Genomic DNA, 21,520 nt, shown 5'->3' on the forward strand with positions numbered 1-21,520 from the left:
AGCGGCGGGAGTGTCGCCGTTCGGCAACAGTCCGGCTCAGCTGGCGGGACGGATCCGGTCGAGCACGGTATAGGCCGTCACTGCAGTGGCGACGGCCGCATTGAGGCTGTCGGCCTTGCCCAGCATCGGGATTTTGACCCGCACATCGCACGCGGCGGCGTAGTCTGCGGGCAGGCCCTGCGCCTCATTCCCGGTCAGCAGGAACACCGGCGCGGCGAAGTCCGGCGCGCGGTAATCGACCGCGCCCTCCAGCGCGAGGCCGACCAGCTGGCCCGGCCCGGCACGCAGCCAGTCGTGGAACTCCGCCCATGGCGCACGCGCGATCGGAATCGTGAACAGCGCGCCCATGCTCGCCCGCACCGCCTCGACACTGAACGGATCGACGCACTCGTCCACCAGGATCAGCCCGCCGGCGCCGACCGCGTCGGCGGTGCGCAGGATCGTGCCGAGATTGCCCGGATCGCGCAGCCGCTCGGCGACCAGCCAAAGCGGCGCGGTGGTGCGGTCGATACGGGCAAGGTCGGTGGGCAGTTCGGCATAGACGCCGACGACGGCGCCCGGATTGTCCTTGCCCGACAGCTTGGACAGGATGTCGTTATCGGTCTGGATGACCTCACCGCCCGCGGCCTCGGTCGCGGCGATCAGCTCCTGCGCCAGCGGGTGGGTGTCATGCCCCTTGGCGAAAAACAGATAGGCCGGCAGATGCCCGGCCTCCCGCGCTTCGGTCAGGATGCGCAGCCCCTCGGCGAGGAACAGCCCCTCGTCGCGACGATGCTTCTTGTCGCGCAAGCTGCGGACCCGCTTGACCAGCGGGTTGGAAAAGGCGGTTATTTCGCGGGGCATCAATCCTCGCCGAAGCGATCCTCGACCAGTTCGACCAGCTTGAACACCGCGTCCTCGGCGCCGTTGCCGGCGGCACTGATCGTGATCGTGTCGCCCATGGCCGCGCCCAGCATCATCAGGCCCATGATCGACGTGCCGGTGACCGCGTTGCCATCCTTCTCGACGGTCAGCTCGCACGGCTGGGACGAGGCGAGCGTGACGAATTTTGCGCTCGCCCGCGCGTGCAGACCGCGGCGGTTGCCGATCAGGACGGTGCGGCTGACCCGGCTCAAGCGGCGGCCTCGCCCAGAACCTCGGATGCGACGGTGATGTATTTGCGTCCGGCTTCACGCGCGGCGGCGACCGCTTCGGTCACCTTCATCGTCTTGCGCGCACCGCCAAGGCGAATCAGCATGGGCAGGTTGATGCCCGCAATCACCTCGACCTTGCCGGCATCCATCAGCGAAATGGCGAGGTTCGACGGAGTGCCGCCGAACAGGTCGGTCAGCAGGATCACGCCGCGCCCGCCATCGACTTCACCGATCGCGGTCGCGATATCGGCGCGTCGGCCCTCCATATCGTCGTCCGGCCCGATCGCGATCGTCGCGATGCGTTCCTGTTTGCCCACGACATGCTCCATCGCGACGACGAACTCCTCCGCGAGCCGCCCGTGCGTCACGAGTACCAGTCCAATCATGTCTTTACGCTTGTCCCATGCGGTTCATCTTGCAGCCGGCGGGCCTTCTAGCGAGTCCTGCGGCGCGGTTTGCAAGTCACGATGCGTTACCGTGGGCGAAAAACCCGCTTCGCGCAACCGGCCAGCGACGCGTTCGGCGACATGGACCGACCGGTGTCTCCCGCCGGTACAACCAAAGGCGATGGTAACATAGGATTTTCCCTCCGCCTGATAGCGGGGGAGGAGCAGCAGCATCAGCTCCTCGATTCGGGTAACCGCCTCGGCATAGGCCGGGTCGTCGGCGACATAAGCGGAGACATCGGCGTCCTTGCCGGTGCCCGGACGCAGCGATTCGACCCAGTGCGGATTGCGCAGGAAGCGCATGTCGAACACCAGGTCCGCGCCCGCCGGAACGCCGCGGGCAAAGCCGAACGACATCACCGACACCACCGTCTCGCCCAGGCCGGGGCCGGAGAAACTCTTGCGAATCTGCTGCGCCAGTTCGTTCGACGACAGGGTGGTGGTGTCGATCACCCGGTTGGCCCAGCGCCGCAGCGGCTGAAGCAACTCGCGCTCGCGATGGATGCCGTCGCTGGCCGGGCGGTCGAGCGCCAGTGGGTGGCGGCGGCGCGTCTCCGAATAGCGGCGCTCAAGCTCGGCGCCCGAACAGTCGAGGAACAGCGTCCCCATGTCATACCCGCGTTCATCGCGCAGCTTCTTGATCCGGCGCACGATGCTGTCGGCGTCGAACGCGCGGGTGCGGGTGCCGATGCCGATCGCCAGCGGCCGCTCGTCACCGTCGCTGCCCTCGGGCGGGTCGGTATCGAGCAGGCGGTTGAGCAGCAGCAGGGGCAGGTTGTCGACGACTTCCCACCCCAGATCCTCCAGCGTGCGCAACACGGTCGACTTGCCCGCGCCCGACATGCCGGTGACCAGCAGGATTTGCTTGGGCCGCCGCTTGCTCATCGTTTCAGCTCCGTCAGATGGCGCAGCGCCAGTTCGACCTTGATCGGCGCGGAGGGTTCGAGGGCGGGTAGCGCCACCACGGGCACATCGACTCCGGCGATCTTCCGCGTCTGTGGCCCCTCCGGCATGCGGGGCGGCGCGTCGAGAATGGTGACGAGCAGCGCGATCGGCGCGCTATCGGCATGGGGCAGGGTGACGAGGCCGATCCCGCGCACCTCGATCTTGCCCGCAATCGTCGCCGGGGCCGCAGCGTGCAGCACGCCATCGCGCCGCGTGCAGATCGTATAGTCGTCGGACACCAGCAGCGCGCCCCGGTCGATCAGCCGCAGTGCCAGGTCGGACTTGCCCTCACCCGACCGCCCCTCGATCAGCACCGCGCGACCATCGATCGCGACGCACGACGCATGCAGCGTTTCGGAAGACAGGATCGCCAAGCTCTACACTCCCCGCTCTCTCACCCCGGCTGCACGAACGGCAGGCGGACGACGAAGCGCGCGCCCTGCATCCGGTCCTCGCGCGTCTCCACGTCGATGCTGCCCTGATGGCCTTCGACGATGGTCCGCGCGATCGCAAGCCCTAGCCCGGAATGCTTGCCGAATTCCTCGCCTGCGGGCCGGTCGGTGTGAAAGCGGCGGAAGATCGCCTCGCGCGCATCTTCCGGCACCCCCGGCCCTTCGTCCTCGACCCGCGCCTCGAGCATGTCGCCCGATGCCGCCAGCGACAGCGCGACCGTGCCGCCATCGGGTGAGAAAGACACGGCATTGTCGATCAGGTTCGCGAACACCCGCTCCAGCCGCGCGCCTTCGCCCATCACGCGCGGCATCGGCCCCATCGGCGCGTCGAAACGCAGGCGGATGTCCCGCTCGACCCCGCGGCTGCTGCGCTCCTCGACCATCGCGGCGAGCATCGCGGACAGATCGACCGGATCGAACTTGGCGCGGGACAGCTGCGCGTCTAGCCGCGACGCCTCCGAAATATCGCTGATCAGCCGGTCGAGCCGCAGCACATCGTCGCGCACCACCGCCAGCAACTGTTCCTGCAACGCCGGATCGCGCACCGCCATCAGGCCGTCGACGGCGGAGCGCAGCGAGGCGAGCGGGTTCTTGATCTCATGCGCCAGATCGGCGGCGAACGCCTCGGTCGCGTCGATCCGCGCACGCAAGGCGAGGCTCATGTCCGACAGCGATCGGGCGAGGTGCCCGATCTCGTCGCGCCGCTCGGGCAGGCGCGGCACCACCACTTCGCGCGCACGCCCCAGCCGTACCCGCACCGCCGCGCGGGCGAGGCGGCGCAGCGGGCGGACGATGGTGCGGGCGAGGAACAGCGACAGGAACACCGACAGCCCCGCAGTGAACGCCAGCACCAGCCCCAGCCGGAACCGCTCGATCCGCACCCGCTGGGTAATGTCGCGCGCGTTGGAGCTGGTGAACACCGCCCCCTCCGGGCCGTATGGCGCGGCGGCGGTGATCACCGGCGTGCGATCGGGCGCGCGCCACACGGTCGCGCTGGATTCGCCGGAGCGGAGCGCGGCGGCGAGGTCGGGCCAGTCGAGCCCCTTGGCGGGCGCGCGTTCGCGAAACTGCTGCGCCCGGTCCGCGCCCGCGACGGTGTCAAACACCGCGTCGAGGAAACGCGCCGCGCTCTGGTTCCACGGATCCTTGTCGGGATCGCGCAGCACAAAATTGTTGAGGCCCAGCGCGCGCGTATCCAGCGTCATCCGCCCGGCGCGATCATACAGCCGGATGCGGATATCGGCCTCGCTCGCCACGCGTTCGATCAGCGCGGTGCGGTCGCTCGGCGGGGTCATCGCGACGGCCTGCGCGATCAGCCGCGCCTCACGGCTCGCCTGCTCGACCCGGCTGTCGACGATCCGCGCGCGATAGCTGTCGAGGTAAAAGAACCCGCCTGCCAGCATCACCAGCGCAAAGATATTCACCGCCAGAATGCGCGGCGTCAGGCTGACCCGGCCGGACCAGCGCAGCGACAGGTCGCGCTCTTCCCGCGTCGTGGCGGGTCTATTCGTCGGAGAAGCGATATCCGGCGCCATAGAGGGTCTCGATGGCGTCGAATGTGGGATCGACCTGCCGGAACTTGCGGCGCACGCGCTTGATATGGCTGTCGATGGTGCGGTCATCGACGTAAATGTCGTCCTGATATGCCGCATCCATCAGCTGGTTGCGCGTCTTGACGATGCCGGGCCGCTGGGCGAGCGTTTCGAGGATCATGAACTCGGTGACGGTCAGCGTGACGTTGTCGCCCTTCCACGTCACCTTGTGTCGCGCCGGGTCCATCGCCAGCGGGCCACGCTCGATCACCGGCTGTGCCTCGGCGGCCGGCGCCTCTTCGCCTTGCGCCGTCGCAGCGACCAGCTCGGTCCGGCGCAGGATCGCGCGGATGCGCGCGATCAGCAGCCGCTGGCTGAACGGCTTGGCGATGTAATCGTCCGCGCCCATGGCGAGGCCCAGCGCCTCGTCCAGCTCGTCATCCTTGCTGGTCAGGAAGATCACCGGGATCTGGCTCTTCTCACGCAGCCGCCGCAACAGCTCCAGCCCGTCCATGCGCGGCATCTTGATGTCGAGCACCGCCAGCTCGGGCGGATTATCAACCAGCGCCTTCAGCGCCGCCTCTCCGTCCGAATAGACCCGCGTCACAAACCCTTCGGCCTGCAACGCGATCGACACGGACGTCAGGATGTTGCGGTCGTCATCGACCAGCGCAATCGTTGCGGTCATGCGGAGGGGGTAGCGGAATGTGGGGCGGGGCTCAACGGGGGAGGGGGCTGTGAGCTTGGTGGAATTCGGAAGCCGCGGCCTTAAGCTGAAAAAGGCGCGGCGAGTCGCGAGAGCCTAGATGACAACTAGAGTCAGTTTATGAAATTGGAGGATCTGTATCTTATCGTTCGGTCTAAATGGCCCCAGTCCGTGTCGCTCGATGGGGCGACGGTGCTAGCTGGTGGAGGCTTCCTCTGCTGGGAACTCAACGGTGTAGCCGACCGTGTGATGGAAGCATGCGACCCAAATGACATAGAGTATGTTGCAGCATGGTCGTTTCACCAGGCGATCGCTGAGATTGCGCAAAATAACGTAAAAATGGGTGTGGGGAACGTTGATTCAGGAGAGGTCGATCTGCCGCTATTTGCGAGGCAGCTGCGGTTTAATTTGGAAGATTCCAGTTGGGCCAAGGTCCTGATTGAGTTTGAGTCAGAAAACCCTGGTTTCTAAGATGCTTGTGGAGCTGTATCGGTCACGCCGCCCGCAACGTGTCGCGCTTCATGCTCTTCTTGAGTCCCCACATACTGACTCAGGCCTGCCTAAGCCGAATTGTCGGTAACGGCGAACATCGGCAGCCCGTTTGTCCGATTAGTCGCAATCCCTGCAGGTCGCCTTGCTCGACTTGCTCTCCCAAATTGCAACTCACCCAACCCCTTTGCAACAGGTCAGCGTTGTCACCAAAAATAAGCGCGTTCGGTCACAATTGACACCGGTTACTGTTGTTGACCCCCCTTTTTTCCGCCGCCTATGCGCGACTCAACGCATACGAATGCAATGCCGTGCGGAGAGGTGCGGCGTGAGGAGAGAGACGTGACCGATCGTACCCCGAAGATCGGCCTCGACGCGCTGGGCGTCGCGGCGGATAAACCTGTCCATTGGAACCTGCTGACCGCGCCGTTGGTCGAACATGCGATCCAGCGCGGTGAGGGCCGCATGGCCAAGGATGGGCCGCTGGTCGTCGAAACCGGCAAGCACACCGGGCGCAGCGCGAAGGACAAGTTCATCGTCCGCGATGCCGAAACCGAGAACAGCGTCTGGTGGGGCAACACAAATGTCGGGATGACGCCCGAGCATTTCGCTGCGCTCAAGGCCGATTTCCTCGCCGCTCTCGGCACCAAGGACACGCTGTTCGTCCAGGACCTGTATGGTGGGTCGCAGCCCGAGCATCGCGTCCGCGTCCGCGTCGTCAACGAATTCGCGTGGCACAGCCTGTTCATCCGCACCCTGCTGTGCCGGCCGGAAGCGGACGAGCTGCCCGGATTTGACCCCGAATATACGATCGTCGACCTGCCGAGCTTCCAGGCCGACCCGGCCAAGCATGGCTGCCGCAGCGAGACGGTGATCGCGGTCAATCTGACCGAAAAGCTGATCCTGATCGGCGGCACCGCCTATGCGGGTGAGATGAAGAAGAGCGTGTTCGGGCTGCTCAACTATCTGCTGCCGGTGAAGGGCATAATGCCGATGCATTGTTCGGCCAATATCGGCCCGGATGGCGACACCGCGGTGTTCTTCGGCCTGTCGGGCACCGGCAAGACGACGCTGTCGGCCGATGCCAGCCGCACGCTGATCGGCGATGACGAGCATGGCTGGTCGGACACCGCGGTCTTCAATTTCGAGGGCGGCTGCTACGCCAAGATGATCAACTTGTCGGCCGAGGCCGAGCCGGAGATTTTCGCGACCACCAAGCGCTTCGGCACAGTGCTCGAAAATGTCGTGATGGACGCCGAGACGCGTGAGATCGACCTGTTCGACAACAGCCTCGCGGAGAACAGCCGCGGGTCCTATCCGCTCGACTTCATCCCGAATACGAGCGCGGACAATCTCGGCCCGGTGCCGAAGAACATCATCTTCCTCACCGCCGACGCCTATGGCGTGCTGCCCCCGATCGCGAAGCTGACGCCGGAACAGGCGATGTACCACTTCCTCTCGGGGTACACCGCGCGCGTCGCGGGGACCGAGATCGGCGTGACCGAGCCGTCGGCGACCTTCTCGACCTGTTTCGGTGCGCCGTTCATGCCGCGCCACCCGTCGGTCTATGGCAATCTGCTGAAAGAGCGGATCGCCAAGGGTGGGGTCGATTGCTGGCTGGTCAACACCGGCTGGAGCGGCGGCAAGGCGACGATGCCGGGGATCAAGCGGATGCCGATCCGCGTCACCCGCGCGCTGCTCAACGCCGCGCTCGACGGCAGCTTGAAGGATGCCGAGTTCCGTCAGGACCCCAATTTCGGCTTCATGGTCCCGGTCGCGGTCGGCGACATCGACCCCAACATGCTCGACCCGCGCGCCGCCTGGGCCGACAAGGGTGAATATGACGCGACCGCCGCCAAGCTGGTGGACGAATTCGTCGCCAATTTCGCCCAATTCGCGGACCATGTCGACGAAGGCGTGCGCCAGGCCGCGCCGCAGAGCCGCAGCAAGGCGACCGAGCCCGTCTGATCCCTTCACCATCCTCCGCCGACACGTTTCGGCGGGGGATGGCGCTGGCTATTTTCCGGTCGCTCACCTATATAGCAATCATCGTTGGCACATTGCTCCGTAGGCGCCGACGACTGAGAGATTCTTCGCGCTCCCGCTTACATGACGGGAGCCGCCTTATGGACCTCAACTACCTCCTCTATCGACATCAGGTCTCGCTGATGCGCGCCAAGGCATCGGATTGCCTGTGCGCCACGCGGTCGCATCGCGACCTCGCGCGCGGCTATGCCGACCGCATCCGCGTGCTGCGCAGCGCACTTGGCGAGGAAGGGTCGCTGACGCGCGCGCCATGCTGACCCCGACCCCTGCCGAAACCGATAAGCCGCGCACGCGCCAGTTCCGCCGTCACAGCGACAAGCCGCGCCTCGCCCCCGATGCGGTGGCACGTCAGGGCCGTGTGGCGACGCTCGTCTGGGAACGCCTGCGCGACAATGCGGCCGTGCTCGAGTTCCTCAATGCGCATGACGATGGATTGGACGGGCGTCCGATCGACCTCGCCATCGCGAGCGATGACGGCGTCCGCGCGGTGATCGCGCGCCTCGACGTCCTCCATCCGGCGGGGTAGGATCGCGTGGGGCATTTCCCCACGCAAGGAGCGACGCAGATGAGCATCCTCGACACCATTCTCGGTCAGGTCGGCGGCACCGACGGCCTCACCAATCTCGCGGCCAAGGTCGGCCTGTCGCCCGAACATGTCGAGTCTGCGGTGCAGGCGCTGGCCAAGCATCAGCAGATGGCCGGCGACACGGCCGAGGGGGCCGCCGCCGCGACCGGCCTGCCGCTCGACAAGATGCAGGACCTGATCGCGCAGATCGGCGGCGAAGGCGCGCTCGGCAAGTTCGCGACGATGCTGCAGACCGACGGCGCTGCCGGCATCCTCGGCGCGCTCGACCGTGACGGTGACGGCAATCCGCTCAACGACCTGACCGGCTTGGCCTCGGGTTTCTTCGGCAAGAAATGACCGCGACGGGAACCGGCCCGTTCGCGGCCGGTTCCTGTTGCAATGCAGCACGTTTTTCCCGCGCACTGGGCAATGCCCCCAATCCTCATTGACGCGCTGACCGTGACGGTCGCGGTCGTGGCGGCGCTTGTGCTGCACTGGATCGCGATCCGGGTCGCGCGCAGGCTCGCCGCGCGCACCCCGGATTCGATCGACGACGTGTTCGTCGACCGGGCGGAGCGCCCGTTGCGCTGGATCTTCGTCGCGCTGGCGCTCGCATCGGTCCGGCGGCTGCTGCATCTGGGCGACGGGGCGAGCGCCTTCTGGGGGCAGGCGGCCGGGATGATCGTGCCGCTGCTGCTCGGCTGGCTGGCAGTCAACATGATCCGCGCAGGCGGCCGGGCGGTCGAACTCAGCGCCGATATCAGCGTCGCCGACAATCTGCTCGCCCGTCGCCGCCGCACGCGCAGCGCGATCCTCACCCGCGTCGCAGTGTTCCTCGTCGGCTTCGTCACCATTTGCCTGATGTTGTTGTCGATCCCCGGCGTGCGATCGGTCGGGGTGACGCTGATGGCCTCGGCGGGCCTTGCCGGCCTCGCGGTCGGTGCCGCTGCGCAACCGGCGCTCAAGAACATCATCGCCGGCATCCAGATGGCGTTCACCGAACCGATCCGGATCGACGATGTCGTGATCATCGACGGCGAATGGGGCCGGATCGAGGAAATCCGGCTGACCTATGTCGTCGTCGCGATCTGGGACGAGCGCCGGCTGGTGGTGCCGGTGTCGAAATTCCTCGAGGACAGTTTTCAGAACTGGACGCGCAATTCCAGCCAGCTGCACGGCACCGCCTTTTTCTGGCTCGACCCCACCACCGACATTTCGCGGCTGCGCGCGCGGCTTGAGGAGCTGGTGCGCGCCAATGAACGATGGGACGGGCGCGGCTTTGTACTGCAGGTCACCGACACCCGCCCGGATGCGATCGAGGTGAGGGCGCTCGTCACCGCACGGGATGCCGCCAACGCCTTCGACCTGCGCTGCGACATTCGTGAAGGGATGCTGGCGTTCATCCGCGATGAAATGCCCGAGGCATTGCCGCGTGGCCGCATGGAGTTGGGTCGTCCGGGCTGGAGCGAGCCGGTCGCACTGCCGCTGCCGCCCGCGCCGGGGGAGCAGGGCTCCAGCGGCGGGGCGGGGGCGATTCCCGAAGACGCGCGGCCCTAGCTTTTCCGGCTGGCGATATGCCGGTCGATCACGCTCTCCAGCACCGTCAGCGGCACGCCGCCGCCCAGCACCAGCGCATCGTTGAACCCCCGAAAATCATAGCGCGACCCCAGTTCGCGCTGCGTCTTGGTGCGCAGCCGGTTGATCGCAGTGTGGCCGAGCTTGTAGCCGCACGCCTGACCCGGCCAGCTGCAATAGCGGTCGACCTCGCCGCTGACTTCCTCGACCGAGGAGCCATTGGCGGTGGCGAACCACTCGATCGCCTGTTGCCGCGTCCAGCGTTTGGCGTGCAACCCGGTGTCGACCACCAGACGACAGGCGCGGAAGGCGAGGCTCTGGAGATACCCCAGCCGCCCGACCGGATCGCTGTCATACGCCCCCAGCTCCGCGCCCAATTGCTCGGCGTACAGCGCCCAGCCCTCGCTATAGGCGTTGAAGCCGAGCAGCGAGCGGACCAGCGGCAGCTTGAAGGTATACTCGCCCTGCCAGGCATGGCCCGGGATGCCTTCATGATAGGCGAGCGTGGCAAGGCTGTATTTGGTATGGAGGTGCGTGGTGCGCAGGTTGAGCCACACCCGCCCCGGCACGGTGCCGTCGATCGATCCCGCGCCGCCATAGGCACCCGGCGCGCCCGGCTCCTCGGCCAGCGGCAGCCGCTTCACCTCGACATTGCCGCGTACCAGCGTGTGGAACGCCTGCGGCATCTTCGCCTTCATGTCCTCGATCGTCCTGGTCATATAGGCGAGGATCTGCTGCCGCCCGCCATCGGTGTCGGGGTAGAGGAACGTGTCATCCTTGCCGAGAGCGGTCATCCGCGCACCGACCGTCCCCTTGGAGTAGCCGAGCTTTTTGAGGATGGTATTCATCTCGGACTGGAGCGCCTTCAACTCCTCCTGCCCCGCGCGATGCACCTCGTCCGGGGTCATCGTCGTGGTGGTGGCGGCGCGCAATGCCCAGGCATAATAGGCCTCGCCGTCGGGGAATTTCCACACGCCCGCATCGCTCGTCGCCTTGGCGCGGTGGCGTTTCAGTTCTGCGATCTGGCGGTCGAGCGCCGGGGCGATCTTGCCCGCCGCCAGCTTCGCCGCGGCCACCGCCTGATCGCCGGTCACGACCTTCTTGCCCGTGAAATTCTCGACCAGCTCCCATTTCCCCGCATCGGTTCCGCGGGTCAGCGCGATCTGCTTGAGGCATTTGTCGAGCAGGAAGTCCGGCGCGATGACGCCCTTGTCGTACGCGATCTTGAGCCGCTCGGTCTCGCCGTCGATCTGTCCGGCCCAGCCCTCGAACCGCGCCAGCCACGATGCCGCATCCGCCGCGCTTTCGACCTTATGCTCGCTGTCGAGGAAGCGGGGCATGTCGAGATAGGCGCCGACATTCTGCACCGCGACATAGGGGGCGTTGCGCCACCCGCCGACCGCGACATCGCCATAGCCGAACGCCATGCCGTCCACCCCGACCTGAAACGCGGTGCGCACGACATCGACATTGGTCTGCATCACCGGCGACAGCGCCTTGCGGTCGAGTGCGTCGAGCTGGGCGATCCGCGCGCGCAGCCCCTCGGCGACCTTCTGGCGGCCAGCGACGCTGCGATCCTCGACCATCGACCGCAGATGCGTGCGCTCGCCCTTGTCGATGCCGAGCGAGGTCGCGCTCTCGGGCGAATTGGTCAGCAACTGCTCGGCCGTCGCGCTCAACAGCGCGTCAGCCGCAGCATCCGCCGATGGCGCGCTCTGGCTGGCGCAGGCGGGGAGGGCGGGGAGCGCGGCGAAGCTGGCGGTCGAGGCAAAAAACTGGCGGCGGGTGGGGGTCATGCGGGCTCCGGATACGCGGGAGGGGGTGGTTGCAGCGGTTACCTTAGCGCAGCGCGCCGCGCATGCCACCCCGACCGGACGGTTGCGCGATGATCGCCAAGTTGTATGACATTAAGCATCACGGAGAGGATGGGCCGATGGGGATCGAACGGCGTGCGATACTGGCTGGCGGCATGGCGCTGGCCGCGTGGGGCTCCATCCCCGCGAAAGCGCGGACCGCGCCGCTCGATATCGCGGTGATCGACCGTCGTCGCATCCTGCTCGCCGCCAAGCGCTACCTCGCCGAACAGCCGGTAACGATCACCGCCTTCCGCGCCGCGCGCAGCCCCGGAACGGCCCATGATTATTATTCGGAGGGCGATTATTGGTGGCCGAACCCAGCCGATCCCGGCGGCCCCTATGTCCGCCGCGACGGCTTTTCCAACCCGGCGCGGTTCGATGCGCACCGACAGGCGCTGATCCGCTTGAGCGTGCAGGTGCCCGCGCTGGTCGCGGCGTGGCGGCTGACCGGCGACCTGCGCTATGCCCGCCACGCCCAGTGTCACCTCAATGCGTGGTTCGTCGACCCGCAGACGCGTATGGCGCCGCACCTCGATTTCGCGCAGGCGCTCATCGGCATCAACACCGGGCGCGGGATCGGGGTGATCGACACGCTGCATCTGGTGGAGGTCGCGCGCGCGGTCGCGGTGCTCGACAGTGGTTCGCCGCAGCGCTTCCGCCTCGCCCACGGCGATGCGATCCGCGCCTGGTTCCGTGCCTATCTGCGCTGGCTCACCACGTCGAAGAACGGCACCGACGAGCGCGATGAGCGGAATAATCACGGCAGCTGCTGGGCGCTGCAGGCGGCGGAGTTTGCCCGGCTTGTTGGCGATGGACCGGTGCGCAGCTTCGTCCGCGATCGCTTCCGCACGCGCCTGATCCCCGATCAGATCGCGCCGGACGGGAGTCAGCCGCGCGAAATCGCCCGGACCAAGCCGTATAGCTACAGCCTGTTCAACCTCGACGTGCTCGCCGCGCTGGCGCATGTCGCATCGGACGATGGCGATCTGTGGCGCTTTGCTACTTCGGATGGCCGCTCGCTGGCGCGCGCGCTGGCGTTCATGGCGCCCTATATCGCCGACAAGGCGCGCTGGCCGTTCAAGCCCGATGTCGAATATTTCGATGCGCTGCCGGTGCGTCAGGTCGCATTGCTGTTTGGCGGGCAGGCGCTCGGGCGCACCGCTGATCTCGACCTGTGGAAGCGGCTGAATCCCGACCCGCAGCTGCCAGAGATTATCCGCAACTTCCCGCTGCGTCAGCCCGTGCTCTGGGTCTGATCGTCGCGTGGTTGGTCACGCAGGTCAGCCTCGATCGCCTTCACCGCCTCGACCACCACCACACCGCCGCGTACGGTGACGATCCGTGCCTTCTCCCCGGCGGCAAGGTCCGGCCCTTCCGCCGGCCATTCGCCATCACCGACGCGCACGCGGCCGGCGCCGCCGCTGATCGGCTCGACCACCGTTACGCTCTGTCCGATCATCCGCGCGGCGCGGTTGTTGAGGTCGGGGTCCGCGCTCGGCACCGGGTTCGCGCCGTACCAGCGCTTGCCGACCAGCACCGCGACCGTCGACCACGCGGCAAAGCTGATGAACTGCCCGATCGCGCCCAGTTCGGGGAACACCAGCGCGAGGATACCGGTCGCCGCCGCGCCAAGTGCGATGAAGGTCAGATACACGCCGGGAATCAGCAGCTCGCACATCGCGAGCAGCGCCGCGATGATCAGCCAGACATAGCCGGCCTGATCGGACAACCAGTCGCTCATTCCTGCGGCGTCCCGAACGGCGACTGGCGCACCCGCGCTGGCGGGGTGGGGGGCGGCGCGGGGGTTTCGACCTTGCCGAACGCTTCCTTCGCCAGCTCACCGATCCCGCCCAGCGTGCCCATCAGCTGCGTTGCCTCGACCGGGAACAGGATCGTCTTGGCATTCGGGCTGGTCGCGAACTTGCCGATCGCTTCGACATATTTCTGCGCGATGAAGTAGTTGAGCGACTGGGTGCCGCCGCTCTCGATCGCCTGGCTGACGACCTGCGTCGCCTTGGCCTCAGCCTCGGCGGCGCGTTCGCGCGCTTCGGAGTCGCGGAAGGCCGATTCCTTGCGCCCTTCGGCCTCAAGGATGCGGGCCTGTTTCTGGCCCTCGGCGCGCAGGATCTCCGACTGGCGGCTGCCCTCGGCTTCGAGGATGTTGGCGCGCTTCTCACGCTCGGCCTTCATCTGGCGGCCCATCGCGTTGACGATGTCGGCGGGCGGGCGGATGTCCTTGATCTCGACGCGGGTGATCTTGACCCCCCATGGCGTCGTCGCATGATCGACCACCGACAACAGCCGCGCGTTGATCTCGTCGCGCTTGGACAGCGTCTCGTCGAGGTCCATCGACCCCATCACCGTGCGCAGGTTGGTCGTCGTCAGCTGGAGCAGCGCGACATACAGGTCCGACACCTCATAAGCCGCCTTGGCCGCGTCGAGCACCTGAAAGAACACCACGCCGTCGGTGGAGATCATCGCATTGTCCTTGGTGATGATTTCCTGACCCGGAATATCGATCACCTGCTCCATCATGTTCACGCGGCGACCCACGCGATAGAAGAACGCAGGGTAGAGGTTGAACCCCGGCTGCGCGACGGTGGTGAAGCGGCCGAAATGCTCGATCGTGTAGTGATAGCCCTGGCGGACGATCTTGATGCTGGCGAACAGGTACATCAGCACCAGCACCATCAGGATGAAAAATGCGCCGACCGTCAGTTCCATCACGCGTCCCCTGGGTTTCCTAGTCCATTCGATCCTAGCATAGAGGGCCCATGAGCAAAGCGATTTACGCCCCGCCGCGCACTGCGCTGTTCCTGCCCGCGTCGAACCCGCGCGCGATCGAGAAGGCCAGGGGCCTCGCCGCCGACATGGTGATCCTCGACCTTGAGGATGCCGTGAAGGCGGAGGACAAGGAAGCGGCGCGAGAGGCGGTGCGCGCGGTCGAAGGCTTTGGCGACCGCCCGTTCGGCGTCCGCGTCAATGCCAAGGACAGCGATCACTGGAAGGCGGACCTCAAGGCGGTGAAGAAATCCGCCGCGACCCATGTCATTGTGCCCAAGGTCGAGACGGCGGAGGCAATCACCTATGCCGCGCTCTATGCCGACCGCCCCGTGCTGGCGATGATCGAGACCGCGGCGGGCGTGATGAATGTCGGCCCGATCGCCAGCACCACCGGCTGGGGCGTCGAGCTGGCTGGCCTGATCGTCGGCACCAATGATCTTGCCGCATCGCTGAAGCTGCCCCCGGCGGCGGGCCGCGCACAGATGGCGCTGTCGCTCCAGCTGGTCGTGCTGGCGGCGCGGGCGCGCGAACTCTGGGTGCTCGACGGCGTGTTCAATCGCCTCGACGATCCCGAGGGCTTGGCGGCGGAATGCGCCGAAGGCCGCCTGCTCGGCTTTGACGGCAAGAGCCTGATCCACCCCAACCAGATCGACATCGCCCGCGCGGCGTTCGATCCGACCGAAGCGGAACTCGAAGAGGCACGCGCGCTGGTCGCGGCGTTCACCGGCGGGGCCGAACGCTACAAGGACGCGATGATCGAGGAGATGCATGTCGACCGCGCCAAGGCACTGCTGGCGCGCGCGGGCGGGCACAACTGATGGCAAAGGCGGATCGCCTGGCGAAGCTCGACGAACACCGGATCGAGCTGGAGGCCGACTATCGCGCCGCGCTGATCAAGGCGCTTGAGGTGACGGCGGCGGGGCGTTGGGGCTTGTTCGGCCATAATGATGATCGCGCCAGCCGGGCTGCCGCTGCGCCGATGGTCGCCGAACTGACCGAATTGGGTGACGACATCAACGTGATGCGCGAGCGCCTGTTGCTGCCGCCGTTCGACCTTCACGCCGAGTTTCTCCGGTCGCGCGGGAAAGTGGGTGCGCACGCCGTGGGGGAACCCAAACAGGCGCAGCAATGGCTGCAAAAACTGAACGGCTGATGCGCTGTCCCGCGCTGCGACGCAGCACCCCCTAGCGCCCGTCACATAGCGCGGTTACATGGGCCGCCAATCTTCGACTCAGGACATTGGCGCACCCCATGGATATCCCCCTCGGCCTCACTTTCGACGACGTCCTGCTGTACCCGGGCGAGAGCGAGGTCCTGCCGAGCATGGCGGACACCAGCACCTTCGTTACGCGCTCGCTCAAGCTGAACATCCCGATCCTGTCCTCGGCGATGGACACGGTGACCGAAGCGGACATGGCGATCGTGATGGCGCAGCTCGGGGGAATTGGGGTGCTCCACCGCAATCTCGAGATTGATGAGCAGGTTGAGGCGGTGCGGCAGGTCAAGCGCTTCGAAAGCGGTATGGTCGTCAACCCGATCACGATCCGCGCCAGCGGCACGCTGGCCGAGGCGCAGGCGCTGATGACGCGGCACAAGATCAGCGGCATTCCGGTGACCGAGGGTGATGGCAAGCTGGTCGGCATCCTCACCAATCGCGACGTGCGCTTTGCCGAAAATCCGGGGCAGCCGGTCAGCGAGCTGATGACCCACGACAACCTCGCCACCGTGTCGATCGGCGTGGGGCAGGAAGAAGCCCGCCGCCTGCTGCACCAGCGCCGCATCGAAAAGCTGCTGGTGGTGGACGAAAACTATCGCTGCGTCGGCCTGATCACCGTCAAGGACATCGAAAAGGCGGTGAACTATCCCAATGCGACCAAGGATGGTGCCGGTCGCCTGTGCGTCGCCGCCGCCACCACGGTGGGTGACAAGGGGTTTGAGCGCACCGCCGCCTTGGTCGATGCCGAAGTCGACCTGATCGTCATCGACACCGCGCACGGCCATAACAAGGACGTCGCGCGCGCGGTCGAGCGGGTGAAGAAGCTGTCGAACCGCGTCCAGGTCGTCGCGGGCAACGTCGCGACCGCCGCCGCCACCCGCGCGCTGATCGACGCGGGCGCGGATGGGGTAAAGGTCGGCATCGGCCCCGGATCGATCTGCACCACCCGCGTCGTTGCGGGCGTGGGCGTGCCGCAGCTGACCGCGGTGATGGATGCCGCCAACGAAGCCGCCAAGTCGGGCGTGCCGGTGATCGCCGATGGCGGCCTGCGCACCTCGGGCGACCTCGCCAAGGCGCTGGCCGCCGGTGCCTCGACCTGCATGGTCGGATCGCTGCTGGCGGGGACCGAGGAAGCGCCGGGCGAGACGTTCCTGTATCAGGGCCGCGCGTACAAATCCTATCGCGGCATGGGCAGCGTCGGCGCGATGGGCCGCGGCTCGGCCGACCGCTATTTCCAGGGCGACATCAAGGATCAGCTCAAGCTCGTCCCCGAGGGGATCGAGGGGCAGGTCGCGTTCAAGGGCCCGGCCAAGGACGTGATCCACCAGCTGATCGGCGGCATCAAGGCGGCGATGGGCTATACCGGCGCAGCGACCATCCCTGAGCTGCAGCAGAAGGGCAAGTTCGTCCGCATCACCAATGCCGGCCTGCGCGAAAGCCATGTCCACGACGTGACGATTACGCGCGAGGCGCCCAACTACCCGACGCGGTAGAGCTAAACCGCCCGATCCCAAAACTTTAGTCCGCCTGGGATCATTCGTTACGCCCGCGCGTTGATGCTGCGGGACGGTGCATGCGCGCCGTCCCGGGGGCATGTATTGGAGCGGGCGTGAGATCAACTGCGGCGCGGGCGGCGAACGTCCCGGCATTCCTGACCAATGATGGAGAGATGGGCGCGCGCATCGCCGCGTTCGACTGGGCCGCGACAAGCGTGGGCGCGATCGAGACCTGGTCGCAAAGCCTGCGCAGTATCGTCGCCTTCCTCGTCAACTCGCCAGTCCCGCTGGTGATGCTGTGGGGCGAGGACGGTTACCTCATCTATAATGACGGCTATTCGCAGTTCGCCGGCGAACGCCATCCCGGCCTGCTCGGCATGAAGGTGCTGGAGGCGTGGCCCGAAGTCGCCGATCTCAACGCACATGTCATGCGCGTCGGCCTTGCTGGCGGCACGCTCGCCTACCGCAACCACCGGCTGAAGCTCAACCGCACCGGGGTGTTCGAGGATTGCTGGCTCGACCTCGATTACTCGCCCGTGTTCGACGATGACGGGCACCCCGCCGGGGTGATGGCGGTGGTGGTCGAGACGACCGAGTCGGTCCTCGCCGAACAGGCGCTGCGCAAGAGCGAGGCGCGGCTGCGCTTCCTCGACGCGCTCGACCGCGACACCGGCCGCGCGACCGATCCGCTGGAAGTCCTTGCGATCACCACGGCCAAGCTTGCCGAACATCTTGGCGCATCCAACTGCGCCTATGCCGATATGGACGCCGATGGCACCGGGTTGACGATCCGCGGCGAATGGCTGCGGTCGGGATTGCCCTCGACCATCGGGCATTACAGCTTTGCCGCATTCGGCGAACAGGCGGTGCGCGAACTCAGCGCCGGGCGCCCGCTAATCCTCGATGACAATGCCGTCGAACTGCCCGGGCATGAGGCGGCGACGTTCCAGTCGATCCGCATCGCCGCCACCTGCTGCATGCCGCTGGTCAAGGACGGGCGGCTGATCGCGCTGATGGCGGCGCACCACGACGAACCGCATGTCTGGACCGCCGATGAGGTCGCGCTGATCCGCGAGGTGACCGACCGCAGCTGGGCGCATGTCGAGCGTGCGGCGGCCGAGGCGGAGCTGCGCAAGACCGCGATCCAGCTGCGCGAACTCAACGCCGAACTCGAAACCCGCGCGACCGAGCGCGCCGCCGCGCTCGAACAAAGCCGCACCCAGTTCCGCCTGCTGGTTCAGGGCGTGACCGACTATGCGATCTACATGCTCGACCCCAGCGGCGTGGTGGCGAGCTGGAATGCCGGGGCGCAGCGGATCAAGGGCTATGCCCCCGACGAGATCATGGGCGCGCATTTCTCGACCTTCTATCCCGACGAGGATCGCGCCGCCGGCGAGCCGCAGCGCGCGCTCGAAACCGCACGCCGTCTCGGCCGCTTTGCCGCAGAAGGGTGGCGGATGCGCAAGGGCGGCGTCCGTTTCCGTGCCAGCGTGGTGCTTGACGCAATTCACGATGATGACGGGCGCCTGATCGGCTTTGCCAAGATCACCCGCGACATCACCGAACGCGAAGAGGCGCAGCGCGAGCTGGAAGTCGCGCGTGAGGCGCTGTTCCAGGCGCAGAAGATCGAGGCGATCGGCCAGCTGACCGGCGGCGTCGCGCACGACTTCAACAATCTGCTGATGGCGATCATCAGCGGCCTCACGCTGCTGCGCAAACGCCTGCCCGAGGATGATGCGCAGATCACCCGCCTGATCGACAATTCGATGCAGGCGGCAGATCGCGGTGCGGCGCTGACGCAGCGGATGCTGGCGTTTGCGCGGCGGCAGGAGCTGAAGACCGAGCGGATCGACGTCCCCGCATTGGTCGCCGACATGCGCGGCCTGCTCGAACGCACGATCGGTCCGTCGTGGCGGATCGAGGTCGATTTCCCCGCTCATCTGCCCGCGGTCTCGGCCGATGCCAACCAGCTCGAAATGGCGCTCGTAAACCTCGTCGTGAACGCTCGCGACGCGATGCCCGACGGCGGACGCATCTGCATCAATGGCGTCGAGCGCGAAGTGATCGGCGAAGTCCGCGGCCTGTCGTCCGGCCATTATGTCCGGATGACGGTGCGCGACGAGGGGATGGGCATGGATGCCGCCACGCTCGCACGCGCCACCGAGCCGTTCTTCACAACGAAGGGCGTCGGCAAGGGCACCGGCCTTGGCCTGTCGATGATCCACGGCTTTGCGCGCCAGAATGGCGGGATGCTGGAGATGGAGAGCGATCCGGGCAGCGGCACCTGCGCCCATATCTGGCTGCCCGTCGCCGGTGACGGCGCGCGCTCCGCCGTGGCCGCGCCGCGCAGTGTCGCGGGTCGGGCAGCGACCCGGTCGCTCGTCGTGCTGGTGGCCGATGACGATCCGCTGGTGCTGATGAACACCGCCGATCTGCTCACCGATCTGGGGCATAAGGCGATTGAGGCAGACTCCGGCACCGCCGCGCTCGAGCAGCTCGAGGCGCGGGAGGATATCGCGCTGCTGGTCACCGATCAGGCGATGCCCGGTATGACCGGCACCGAATTGATCGCACGAGCACGCGCGCTGCGCCCCGAACTGCCGATCATCCTCGCCACCGGCTATGGCGAAACCCCCGCCGACGCGGCGGACCAACTGCTCCGGCTGAATAAGCCCTTCACCCAGGCCGACCTCGAACGCGCGGTTGCAGAGGCGATGCTGCAACGGGTTTAGGACTTTTATCCCCCTCCCTTTCCGGGAGGGGGAAAAGCCCGACATCATTTCGACGCAATGCGCGGGCAACTCGAGCGCGCCTTGTCGAGTATCGCCGTCCCACCCCCAGTCCAAGACTCGCGCCCGCTGCTTCAGCGCGTGCGTGATCGGTTCGGCACGCGCGCGGTGGCGATCGCGCTGGCGCTGCTGATCGAGCTGCTGCTGGCGCTGCTGCTGCTGACCCTCGCGCCCAAGATCCTGACCCCGCCGGAAGAGACCGTGCCGATGGCGACGTTCGGCGTCAGCCCCGAACCCGAATCCGCGCCAGAGCCGCCGTCCGACGCCCGCCCCGCTGACGCCGTGGCCCAGCCGACCGAGCGCGCCCAGCCGCGCGACGCGGAAACGCCGCCGACACCGGACCCGGTGGTCGCCGATCCCGCGCCCGAACCGCCGCTGCTGCTCGACATCCCGCTGAGTCGCCTGCCCGATATCGCCACGCTGCCGCGCCGACCCGCTGCGGGTCCAGCGGCACCCGCGCGCCGCGTCGCCGGCCCCCCTGCGCCCGGTCCCGATCCCGGGGATTCGCGCCGCGTCGAAGGGCGCGGGCCCAATGGCGAGCCGCTCTACGCCGCGTCCTGGTTCCGCAAACCCTATGACAGTGAAACGCGCGGCTATCTGTCGACGGCCCGCGCGCCGGGCTGGGCGACGATCGCCTGCCGGACGGTGGCCGATTATCGCGTCGACAGCTGCGTGCTGATCGACGAGTATCCAGATGGCGCGCAGATCGGGCGCGCATGGCTCGCCGCCGCCTGGCAGTTCCGCGTCCGCCCACCCCGGCTGCGCGGGCAGTATCAGGTTGGCGAATGGGTTCGGATCCGGGTCGACTATGGACTGGACTCGGTGCGTGCCGAGTGAGCGTTAGAAAGGAATGACGATGATGTGGATGGCAGCTTTGGCGCTACTGGCCTCCGGCGTTCAGGACGCCCCGGTGCCGACTCCCGGCACGGTGACGGTCGAGGCGGTGAAGGACGAAGCCACTCCCGCAGCGGTGCGCCAGACCTTCGCCGATGCGGTCGAACAGGCGTTGCTCGACGCACGCTTCACCGCACTCCCGGCGCAGGCACGGGGCCGCTACATCGCCCGGATCAGCCTGACCCGTGCGGCGCGCGGCGCGGTCGCGTCGAACGGGCGCGAACAGGGCGCATCGGGCGGCCTTGGCAATTGGGGCGGGGCGGTTAGTGTCACGCTGCCGTCGGACAAGCGCCAGCTGCGCGGCCTGATCGTCACCACGCTGACGGTCGAGCTGGTCAGCCGTGCGGATGACAAGGTAGTGTGGAGCGGCAGCGCCCTGACCGCGCAGGCGGAAGGGACGCGGAACGACACCCCCTCGGCACTCGCCGCCAAGCTCGCCCCCGCTGTTATCCGCGCGTTCCCGCAAACCCTCGCCGAACCGCTGTCGATACCCTAAGGGGCATTTCAGCTGCGCTGAACGCGGCACCGGCCCGCTCCCCCACCCGGCCACCCAACGACAGTGTATTCTATGGGTGGCCGGGTGGGGGAGCGGGCCG

At 67.0% G+C, this 21,520-nt stretch carries 23 protein-coding genes; 13 read left to right on the forward strand and 10 right to left on the reverse strand.

Annotation, left to right across the window (positions count from 1 at the left end):
* Positions 1-36: 36 nt before the first annotated feature.
* Genes K9B35_RS19185 through K9B35_RS19215 form a run of 7 tightly spaced genes read right to left on the reverse strand, consistent with a single transcriptional unit; the run spans position 37 to position 5,196 of the window.
* Positions 37-843: a TrmH family RNA methyltransferase gene (locus tag K9B35_RS19185; protein ID WP_224923612.1), complete on the reverse strand. Its 807-nt coding sequence runs from the start codon at positions 841-843 to the stop codon at positions 37-39.
* Positions 843-1,115, reverse strand: a complete 273-nt coding sequence (locus K9B35_RS19190; protein WP_224923613.1) for an HPr family phosphocarrier protein — start codon at positions 1,113-1,115, stop codon at positions 843-845. Before K9B35_RS19190 ends, K9B35_RS19185 begins: the two co-directional genes overlap by 1 nt.
* Positions 1,112-1,519 (reverse strand): PTS sugar transporter subunit IIA, encoded by a 408-nt coding sequence (locus K9B35_RS19195; protein ID WP_224923614.1) that lies wholly within the window; start codon positions 1,517-1,519, stop codon positions 1,112-1,114. The genes K9B35_RS19190 and K9B35_RS19195 overlap by 4 nt, the downstream gene beginning before the upstream one ends.
* 24 nt (positions 1,520-1,543) lie before the next feature.
* Entirely contained in the window at positions 1,544-2,464 is a 921-nt protein-coding gene (gene rapZ, locus K9B35_RS19200; protein ID WP_224923615.1) for an RNase adapter RapZ, read from the reverse strand.
* A complete protein-coding gene (locus K9B35_RS19205) occupies positions 2,461-2,892 on the reverse strand; it encodes an HPr kinase/phosphorylase (RefSeq protein ID WP_224923634.1) in 432 nt (143 codons plus the stop codon). Before K9B35_RS19205 ends, rapZ begins: the two co-directional genes overlap by 4 nt.
* 26 nt (positions 2,893-2,918) lie before the next feature.
* Positions 2,919-4,511: a sensor histidine kinase gene (locus K9B35_RS19210; RefSeq protein ID WP_224923616.1), complete on the reverse strand. Its 1,593-nt coding sequence runs from the start codon at positions 4,509-4,511 to the stop codon at positions 2,919-2,921.
* Positions 4,480-5,196: a response regulator transcription factor gene (locus K9B35_RS19215; protein WP_224923617.1), complete on the reverse strand. Its 717-nt coding sequence runs from the start codon at positions 5,194-5,196 to the stop codon at positions 4,480-4,482. The genes K9B35_RS19210 and K9B35_RS19215 overlap by 32 nt, the downstream gene beginning before the upstream one ends.
* Positions 5,197-5,385: 189 nt before the next feature.
* On the opposite strand from K9B35_RS19215, the gene K9B35_RS19220 reads away from it, so the two are divergent.
* The 6 genes from K9B35_RS19220 to K9B35_RS19245 all read left to right on the forward strand — a co-directional run bounded on the left by K9B35_RS19220 (position 5,386) and on the right by K9B35_RS19245 (position 9,871).
* On the forward strand, positions 5,386-5,685 hold the full coding sequence (locus tag K9B35_RS19220) for a hypothetical protein (protein WP_224923618.1): 300 nt from the start codon (positions 5,386-5,388) through the stop codon (positions 5,683-5,685).
* A gap of 360 nt (positions 5,686-6,045) precedes the next feature.
* Positions 6,046-7,671 (forward strand): phosphoenolpyruvate carboxykinase, encoded by a 1,626-nt coding sequence (locus tag K9B35_RS19225; RefSeq protein ID WP_318245990.1) that lies wholly within the window; start codon positions 6,046-6,048, stop codon positions 7,669-7,671.
* Positions 7,672-7,829: 158 nt separating this feature from the next.
* On the forward strand, positions 7,830-8,006 hold the full coding sequence (locus K9B35_RS19230; protein WP_197421923.1) for a hypothetical protein: 177 nt from the start codon (positions 7,830-7,832) through the stop codon (positions 8,004-8,006).
* Positions 8,000-8,275 carry a hypothetical protein gene (locus tag K9B35_RS19235; protein WP_224923619.1) on the forward strand — a complete coding sequence of 92 codons (276 nt, stop codon included), beginning with the start codon at positions 8,000-8,002 and terminating at the stop codon, positions 8,273-8,275. The genes K9B35_RS19230 and K9B35_RS19235 overlap by 7 nt, the downstream gene beginning before the upstream one ends.
* Before the next feature lie 39 nt (positions 8,276-8,314).
* Positions 8,315-8,671, forward strand: a complete 357-nt coding sequence (locus K9B35_RS19240) for a hypothetical protein (RefSeq protein ID WP_224923620.1) — start codon at positions 8,315-8,317, stop codon at positions 8,669-8,671.
* A 72-nt stretch (positions 8,672-8,743) separates the two neighbouring features.
* Positions 8,744-9,871 (forward strand): mechanosensitive ion channel family protein, encoded by a 1,128-nt coding sequence (locus tag K9B35_RS19245; RefSeq protein WP_224923621.1) that lies wholly within the window; start codon positions 8,744-8,746, stop codon positions 9,869-9,871.
* Here K9B35_RS19245 and K9B35_RS19250 read toward each other — a convergent pair.
* Positions 9,868-11,685: a DUF885 domain-containing protein gene (locus K9B35_RS19250; protein ID WP_224923622.1), complete on the reverse strand. Its 1,818-nt coding sequence runs from the start codon at positions 11,683-11,685 to the stop codon at positions 9,868-9,870. The genes K9B35_RS19245 and K9B35_RS19250 overlap by 4 nt on opposite strands.
* An 89-nt stretch (positions 11,686-11,774) precedes the next feature.
* Here K9B35_RS19250 and K9B35_RS19255 point away from each other — a divergent pair, with 89 nt between their 5' ends.
* Positions 11,775-13,001 (forward strand): alginate lyase family protein, encoded by a 1,227-nt coding sequence (locus K9B35_RS19255; RefSeq protein ID WP_224923623.1) that lies wholly within the window; start codon positions 11,775-11,777, stop codon positions 12,999-13,001.
* On the opposite strand, the gene K9B35_RS19260 is transcribed toward K9B35_RS19255, so the two are convergent.
* Together K9B35_RS19260 and K9B35_RS19265 are read right to left on the reverse strand one after the other, a co-directional pair.
* Positions 12,980-13,486: an NfeD family protein gene (locus tag K9B35_RS19260; protein WP_224923624.1), complete on the reverse strand. Its 507-nt coding sequence runs from the start codon at positions 13,484-13,486 to the stop codon at positions 12,980-12,982. The two genes, K9B35_RS19255 and K9B35_RS19260, sit on opposite strands and share 22 nt — an antisense overlap.
* A complete protein-coding gene (locus K9B35_RS19265) occupies positions 13,483-14,469 on the reverse strand; it encodes an SPFH domain-containing protein (protein WP_224923625.1) in 987 nt (328 codons plus the stop codon). Before K9B35_RS19265 ends, K9B35_RS19260 begins: the two co-directional genes overlap by 4 nt.
* A 50-nt stretch (positions 14,470-14,519) precedes the next feature.
* Between K9B35_RS19265 and K9B35_RS19270 the strand changes: the two genes are divergently transcribed.
* The 6 genes from K9B35_RS19270 to K9B35_RS19295 all read left to right on the forward strand — a co-directional run bounded on the left by K9B35_RS19270 (position 14,520) and on the right by K9B35_RS19295 (position 21,420).
* Complete coding sequence (locus tag K9B35_RS19270; RefSeq protein WP_224923626.1) at positions 14,520-15,347, forward strand: HpcH/HpaI aldolase/citrate lyase family protein; 828 nt, start codon at positions 14,520-14,522, stop codon at positions 15,345-15,347.
* Positions 15,347-15,682, forward strand: a complete 336-nt coding sequence (locus tag K9B35_RS19275; protein WP_224923627.1) for a hypothetical protein — start codon at positions 15,347-15,349, stop codon at positions 15,680-15,682. The genes K9B35_RS19270 and K9B35_RS19275 overlap by 1 nt, the downstream gene beginning before the upstream one ends.
* Positions 15,683-15,780: 98 nt before the next feature.
* The gene (guaB, locus tag K9B35_RS19280) at positions 15,781-17,238 is read left to right on the forward strand and encodes an IMP dehydrogenase (RefSeq protein WP_224923628.1); all 1,458 of its coding nucleotides are present in this window, start codon (positions 15,781-15,783) and stop codon (positions 17,236-17,238) included.
* Positions 17,239-17,354: 116 nt separating this feature from the next.
* Positions 17,355-19,973: a PAS domain S-box protein gene (locus tag K9B35_RS19285; protein WP_224923629.1), complete on the forward strand. Its 2,619-nt coding sequence runs from the start codon at positions 17,355-17,357 to the stop codon at positions 19,971-19,973.
* Between the two features lie 138 nt (positions 19,974-20,111).
* Positions 20,112-20,867, forward strand: coding sequence for a hypothetical protein (locus K9B35_RS19290; protein WP_224923630.1), 756 nt, complete (start codon positions 20,112-20,114; stop codon positions 20,865-20,867).
* 13 nt (positions 20,868-20,880) lie between these two features.
* Complete coding sequence (locus K9B35_RS19295; protein ID WP_224923631.1) at positions 20,881-21,420, forward strand: DUF4136 domain-containing protein; 540 nt, start codon at positions 20,881-20,883, stop codon at positions 21,418-21,420.
* The last annotated feature ends 100 nt before the right edge of the window (positions 21,421-21,520 follow it).

Source organism: Sphingomonas sp. R647, assembly GCF_020177055.1.
GTDB lineage: Bacteria > Pseudomonadota > Alphaproteobacteria > Sphingomonadales > Sphingomonadaceae > Sphingomonas.